This window comes from Mycobacterium sp. E2497 (genome assembly GCF_001668695.1).
GTDB lineage: Bacteria > Actinomycetota > Actinomycetes > Mycobacteriales > Mycobacteriaceae > Mycobacterium.
In genome coordinates this window covers 1-5952 of the sequence record NZ_LZKD01000040.1, presented here as the reverse complement: position 1 = coordinate 5952, position 5952 = coordinate 1, and the positions used below count along the sequence as shown (strand labels likewise).

General features: G+C 68.9%; 6 protein-coding genes and 2 pseudogenes. 6 read left to right on the top strand and 2 right to left on the bottom strand.

What is annotated here, in order from left to right; all coding sequences use genetic code 11:
- The coding region (locus tag A5713_RS27280; protein WP_082972772.1) for a bacterioferritin-associated ferredoxin at nucleotides 1-145 on the top strand (145 nt) is incomplete at its 5' end.
- A 10-nt stretch (nucleotides 146-155) separates the two neighbouring features.
- On the opposite strand, the gene A5713_RS03940 is transcribed toward A5713_RS27280, so the two are convergent.
- Complete coding sequence (locus A5713_RS03940; RefSeq protein ID WP_068092744.1) at nucleotides 156-1841, bottom strand: alpha-keto acid decarboxylase family protein; 1686 nt, start codon at nucleotides 1839-1841, stop codon at nucleotides 156-158.
- A gap of 64 nt (nucleotides 1842-1905) precedes the next feature.
- On the opposite strand from A5713_RS03940, the gene A5713_RS03935 reads away from it, so the two are divergent.
- From A5713_RS03935 to A5713_RS03920, 4 genes are read left to right on the top strand one after another with little or no spacing between them, the layout of a single operon-like run.
- Nucleotides 1906-2349, top strand: a complete 444-nt coding sequence (locus A5713_RS03935) for an SRPBCC family protein (RefSeq protein ID WP_068092746.1) — start codon at nucleotides 1906-1908, stop codon at nucleotides 2347-2349.
- Nucleotides 2350-2354: 5 nt separating this feature from the next.
- Nucleotides 2355-3434: a CaiB/BaiF CoA-transferase family protein gene (locus A5713_RS03930; protein WP_068092741.1), complete on the top strand. Its 1080-nt coding sequence runs from the start codon at nucleotides 2355-2357 to the stop codon at nucleotides 3432-3434.
- 58 nt (nucleotides 3435-3492) lie between these two features.
- Nucleotides 3493-3948: an SRPBCC family protein gene (locus A5713_RS03925; protein WP_082972771.1), complete on the top strand. Its 456-nt coding sequence runs from the start codon at nucleotides 3493-3495 to the stop codon at nucleotides 3946-3948.
- 50 nt (nucleotides 3949-3998) lie between these two features.
- A complete protein-coding gene (locus A5713_RS03920; RefSeq protein WP_067927475.1) occupies nucleotides 3999-4448 on the top strand; it encodes an SRPBCC family protein in 450 nt (149 codons plus the stop codon).
- Here the strand turns inward: A5713_RS03920 and A5713_RS03915 are convergent.
- Nucleotides 4444-5635, bottom strand: a pseudogene (locus A5713_RS03915) (pyridoxal phosphate-dependent aminotransferase); the annotation flags it as partial. The gene A5713_RS03920 and the pseudogene A5713_RS03915 sit on opposite strands and share 5 nt — an antisense overlap.
- A 190-nt stretch (nucleotides 5636-5825) precedes the next feature.
- Here A5713_RS03915 and A5713_RS28120 point away from each other — a divergent pair.
- Nucleotides 5826-5952, top strand: a pseudogene (locus A5713_RS28120) (acetyl-CoA C-acyltransferase); the annotation flags it as partial.

The following is a 5952-nucleotide window of genomic DNA, read 5'->3' as shown; positions in this document are numbered from 1 at the left end:
GACCGAGGCGATCGAGGCCGGGGCGTGCACGACCAACGACGTCGCCCGGGCCTGCGGGGCGGGCGCCGACTGCGGCCGCTGCCGGCGGACGGTCCAGGCGATACTGCGATCGGCGGGCCCGAACGGCGCACCCGCTCGATCCTGATGCGATGGCCCTAGCGGCGAACGCTGCCGTCCGGCGACATCGGCTGGACGAGTTCGACCAGCAGCGGCGGGATTTCGAGCCGCGGCAAAACCACCTCGACGAGCACCATGCGGTCCCGGTGCCGCGCGGCGGCCGTCAAGGCGTCGTCGAGCTCACCGTAGGTCTGCACCCGGAACGCCAGGTGGTCGGCGACCCCCAGCGCGCCGGGGACATCCGTCCACTTCCAATTCACGATGTCGTTGTAGGGCGCCGCCTCCCCGTGGATCGCCCGCTCGACGGTGTAGCCGTCGTTGTTCACCACGACGATGACCGGGGACAGGCCTTCCCGCGAGAAGTTGCCCAGCTCTTGGATGGTCAGTTGCGCGGCGCCGTCACCGATCAGCAGCACGGTCCGGCGGTCCGGATGCGCCACCCCGGCCCCCAGCGCCGCGGGCAGCGTGTAACCGATTGAGCCCCATAGTGGTTGACCGATGAAGGTCACGCCCTGCGGCAGGCGGTGGTCGGCCATCCCGTAGAAGGAGGTGCCCTGGTCGGCGAGGACGACGTTGCCCGGGGTGAGGGCCGTGCACAGGCGGTCCCACAACATCTCCTGCGTCAGCGGTTGGTCCCGCGGCGGGGGCGGGGGCAGCGCTTCGGCGGGCGGTGAGGCCACCGGCGGCGACGTGACCGCGCGCCGGGTCAGGATGGTGGCCAGCGCCTCCAGCGCGGCACCCATCTCCAGCGGGGCGAAGACCTCGCCGGCCACGCTGCTCTGGTACTGCCCGACGTCGATGGTCCGGGCCGGGTCGATCCGCTGGCTGAAGAAACCGCTCACCATGTCGGTGAACACCACGCCCGCGGTCACCAGGACCGGCGCCTGTTCGATGGCGGCGCGCACCGCCGGGGCGCTGGCCGAGCCCGCGTAGATCCCGAGGTAGTGCGGCGAGCTTTCGTCGAGCAGGCTCTTCCCCCACATCAGCGTCGCGTAGGGGACGACGTCGGCCGTCAGCAGCGTCTCGAGTTCCTTGACCACCTGCAGCCGGTGCACCAGCAAGTCGGCCAGCACGGTCAGCTGGTGGTCGCCGATGAGCTCCGAGGCGGCCTCGACGAACAGCGACAGCGCGCGCGGGCTGGTGCCGCCGGTGTAGCGGGGCAGCGGGTCACCGGGCGGTTCGGTGGGGAAGCGGGCCACGTCGGTGGACAGCAGGATGTAGCCGGGCCGCTTCTGCTCGCGCACCTCCGACAGCACCCGGTCGATCTCGCGGCGGGCGGTCGCGGGCATGAGGTTGGCCTGCGCGCAGGTGATCTCGCGGCTGATCCGGAAGAAATGTTCGAAGTCTCCGTCGCCGAGGGAGTGGTGCAGCGCGCGGCGGGTGCCCTGCGCGTCTTTCGAGGGTCCGCCGACGATGTGCACGACGGGGACCTGCTCGGCGTAGCTGCCCGCGACGGCGTTGGCCGCCGACAGCTCGCCGACGCCGAAAGTGGTTACCACGGCCGACATTCCGCGCAGCCGACCGTAGCCGTCGGCGGCATACCCGGCGTTCAGCTCGTTGGCGTTGCCCACCCACCGGATGCCGGGGTGGGCGACGATGTGGTCCAGGAATTCCAGGTTGTAGTCCCCCGGGACGCCGAAGATCTCGGTGACGCCGAGTTCGGCGAGGCGGTCCAACAAATAGTCACCGACGGTGTAGACGGGCTGGCTGGCGGGGTCAGTCACAAGCACGACGGTACCTCGGTCGAATCCCTACCGGGCCGGACGCGGCTTCAGTATCGTGCGGGCCATGGCACTCAAGGAATCCCGCGACATCGTCATCGAAGCCAGTCCGGAGGAGATCCTGGCCGTCATCGCCGATTTCGAAGCGATGCCTGAATGGTCCGAACCCCATCAGAGTGCTGAAGTCCTCTCGAGAGGGGCCGACGGGCGGCCCGAACAGGTGAAGATGAAGGTGAAGGTCGCCGGGATCACCGATGAGCAGGTGGTGGCCTACACCTGGGCGGCGGACGCGGTGAGCTGGAAGCTGGTGAGCTCCTCGCAGCAGAAGGCGCAGGACGGGAAGTACACCCTGATACCGCAGGGTGAGGCGACGCTGGTCAAGTTCGAGCTGCTGGCCGACCCGAACGTGCCCCTACCCGGATTCGTCCTGAAACGCGCCGTCAAGGGCACCATCGACTCGGCGACCAAGGCGCTGCGCGAGCGGGTGCTCAAGGTCAAGAAGGGGAACTAGTCGCGGTGGGCGCCGGCGGGCCCCTGTCCGGGGTGAGGATCGTCGAGCTCGGCGGGATCGGACCGGGGCCGCACGCGGGGATGATGCTCGCCGACCTCGGGGCCGACGTGGTGCGGGTGCGCCGGCCCGGTGGCTTGGTGATGCCGGCGGAGGACCGCGATCTGCTGCACCGGGGGAAGCGGATCGTCGACCTCGACGTCAAGACGCAGCCGCAGGCGCTGCTGGATCTGGCCGCCAAAGCCGACGTGCTGCTGGACTGTTTCCGGCCAGGCACCTGCGAGCGACTCGGCATCGGGCCCGACGAGTGCGCGGCCGTCAACCCGCGCCTGATCTTCGCGCGGATCACCGGCTGGGGTCAGGACGGGCCGCTGGCCCAGACGGCGGGGCACGACATCAATTACCTGTCGCGGACCGGCGCGCTGTCGGCGCTGGGTTACGCCGACCGGCCCCCGATGCCGCCGCTGAACCTGGTCGCCGACTTCGGCGGCGGCTCGATGCTGGTATTGCTCGGCATCGTGACCGCGCTGTACGAGCGGGAACATTCGGGCAGGGGACAGGTCGTCGACGCGGCAATGGTGGACGGCGTCAGCCTGCTCGCCCAGATGATGTGGACCATGAAGTCGACCGGGTCGCTGCGCGACCGGCGGGAATCATTTCTGCTCGACGGCGGCGCCCCGTTCTACCGCTGCTATGAAACCGCGGACGGCAAATACGTGGCCGTCGGCGCCATCGAGCCGCAATTCTTCGCGGCGTTGCTGACCGGGCTGGGCCTGTCCACCGACGAGGTCCCCGGCCAGCTCGACACCGAGTCCTACCGGCAGATGCACGACGTCTTCGCGCAACGGTTCGCCAGCCGGACCCGCGACGAATGGGTCGCCGTTTTCGCCGGCACCGACGCGTGCGTCACCCCGGTGCTGACATGGAACGAAGCGGCCGCCGACGAGCACCTGAGGGCGCGGTCGACGATCGTCACCGCGCACGGGGTCGACCAGGCCGCACCCGGCCCGCGCTTCTCGCGCACCCCGGCCGCGCCGGTCGGGCGGCCGCCGGGCGCCACCACACCCTTTGCTGAAATCGACTGGTAGCCAGCGTATTGCGTCGAACGGATCCACAGGGTGGGCGGCATTGCTAGGTTGAACCTCAGTGGCCGTAAAAGCATCACGCGAATTTGTCGTCGACGCGCCGCCGGAAGTGGTCATGGAGGCGCTGACAGATGTCGGCGTCCTGTCGTCGTGGTCACCGCTGCACAAACACATCGAGGTGATCGACCGTTATCCCGACGGCCGGCCCCACCACGTCGCCACCACGATCAAGATTCTGGGGCTGGTCGACAAAGAGATCCTGGAATATCACTGGGGCCCCGATTGGGTCGTCTATGACGCCAAAGGCACCTCCCAGCAGCATGGTCAGCACGTCGAGTACAACCTCAAACCCGAGGGCCTCGACAAGACCCGGGTGCGCTTCGATGTCACGGTCGAACCCGGCCGGCCCATGCCCGCGTTCATCGTCCGGCGGGCCAGCGAAAGCGTTCTCGACTCGTCGGTGCGGGGACTGTGCGAATTGGTAAAGCAGATCCGCGGTTCATCCGACGCCGAATAGCCCGCCTTTTCTCCTTCGGCGGTGGCGAAGCGATTGCTAACTTATTAGCAGTGGCCGTTCAAGCGTCGTCGGAAATCGTCATCGACGCGCCTCCGGAAGTGATCATGGAGGCGCTGGCCGACATGGACGCGGTGCCGTCATGGTCGTCGGTGCACAAGCGGGTCGAGGTCGTCGACAAGCACCCCGACGGCCGGCCCCACCACGTGAGGGTCACGATCGCGGTGACCGGCATCCACGACACCGAATTGCTCGAATACCACTGGGGACCGGACTGGATGGTGTGGGACGCCCAGAAGACCGCCCAGCAACGCGGCCAGCACGGGGAGTACACCCTCACCCGGGAGGGCTACGACAAGACCAGGGTGCGGTTCGCCATCACGGTCGAACCATTTGCTCCGCTGCCCGAGTTCTGGGTCAGCCGGGCCCGCAAGAAGATCCTGCACGCCGCGCTCGAGGGACTGCGCCAGCGCGTGATGGAGGGTTTCGGGCCCGCGACGTAGCGGGCCGGTCACCGCAGGACGGCCAGCCGCCTGATCGCCTCGTCGAGGGTGTCCTCGCGTTTGCAAAAGGTGAAGCGCACCAAGTGATTCCACACGTCGGCTTGCGCCGAGGCGTGCGCGGCGGCCGGGTCGCAGAAGGGTGACAGCGGAATGGCCGCCACCCCGGCCTTTTCCGGCAGGGCCGCGCAGAATGCGGTGCTGTCGTCGTAGCCGAGCGGGCGCGGGTCCGCGCACAAGAAATAGGTGCCGGCGCTGTCGTGCACCTCGAAGCCGACCTCCGACAACCCGGCGGCCAGCCGGTCGCGACGGTCCCGCAACGAGCGCCGCAGCCCGGCCACCCACGCGTCCTCGGTGTCGAGCGCCAGGGCCACGGCCGGCTGGAACGGCGCGCCGCCGACGTAGCTCAAATACTGCTTTGCCGCCCGCACCCCGGCGATGAGTTGGGCTGGGCCGCAGGCCCATCCGATCTTCCAACCGGTGCAGTTGAACATCTTGGCCGCGCTGGAGATGGTGACCGTCCGCTCGGCCATGCCGTCGAAGCCGGCCAGCGGCAGGTGCCGGTGGCCGTCATACACCAGGTGCTCGTAAACCTCGTCGGTGATCACCAGGAGATCGGCGGCGACCGCGACGTCGGCGATGGCGGTCAGTTCGGCCGTGCTGAGCACCGTGCCGGTCGGGTTGTGCGGCGAGTTGACGATCAGCGCGCGGGTGCGTGGCGTGACGGCCCGGCGCAATGCGTCGGCATCCAGGGCGAAGCCGAGCCCGTGCGGGACCAGGGGGACGGCCACCCGGTGCGCGCCGGCCATCGCCACCACCGGCGAGTAGGAGTCGTAGAACGGCTCGATGAGCAGCACCTCCGAGCCGGGCTCGACCAGGCCCAGCACCGCGGACGCGATGGCCTCGGTCGCCCCGACCGTTACCAGCACCTCGGTGTCGGGGTCGTACTCGATGCCGAAGTGTCGCTGCCGCTGGGCGGCGATGGCGTGCCGCAGCGAGGCCACGCCGATGCCCGGCGGGTATTGATTGTTCCCCTCGGCGATGGCGTCCTGGGCGGCCTTCAACATGGCGGCGGGCCCGTCCTCGTCAGGGAACCCCTGACCGAGGTTGACCGCGCCGACCCGCGCCGCCAGCGCCGACATCTCGGCGAACACCGTGGTCGCGTAGGGACGCAGTCGCGACACCGTCATGCCGGTCGAGCTTAGGGGGCGCGCGGCTCGCGTGTGCGGCCGGCCACATACTCGGCGGCCAGCCGCCGCGTCGGGGCTGACCAGCGGCGATCGGCCCAACCAACAGGTTGGCCGGGCACTTTGTTAGGGTGCGGTATCTGGACCTACCTTTAATACGGATCCGAAACCCACTCGCGAAGAGGAACTCGACATGTCCGAAGAAGCCTTCATTTACGAGGCCATCCGCACACCGCGGGGCAAGCAACGAAATGGCTCGCTGAACGAGGTGAAGCCGCTCAACCTGGTCGTCGGGCTGGTCGACGAGCTGCGCAGGCGCA